This is a genomic window from Sphingorhabdus sp., assembly GCF_046292425.1.
Taxonomy (GTDB): Bacteria; Pseudomonadota; Alphaproteobacteria; order Sphingomonadales; family Sphingomonadaceae; genus Sphingorhabdus_B.
Map to the genome: position 1 here is coordinate 1 of NZ_JBKBQV010000011.1, position 256 is coordinate 256.

A 256-nucleotide genomic window follows, 5' to 3' on the forward strand; every position below is an offset into this window, starting at 1 on the left:
GGCGGCTTATCGAACGCGCAGGGGGCATTTGCGTGGATGCAGGTCACAAGGATGCCCGCATCGCTTTTGTTGCCATAGCCGACGAAGACGAAGCATGCGCCGCCGCTGATGATCTGAAGGCACGCGGCTTGCTGGTCAACGTCGTTGACCGGCCCGAAATATGTGATTTTACGACGCCAGCCATTGTGGACCGCACGCCCGTTTTGGTAGCGGTCGGAACAGGCGGCGCGTCGGCGGGCATGGCAAAGGCCATTCG

At 61.3% G+C, this 256-nt stretch carries 1 protein-coding gene; it reads left to right on the plus strand.

Annotated elements, in window-relative coordinates:
* Window positions 1–32: 32 nt before the first annotated feature.
* Window positions 33–256: bifunctional precorrin-2 dehydrogenase/sirohydrochlorin ferrochelatase (locus tag ACK4S7_RS03885; RefSeq protein ID WP_409644658.1), on the plus strand; the 224-nt coding region annotated here is incomplete at its 3' end.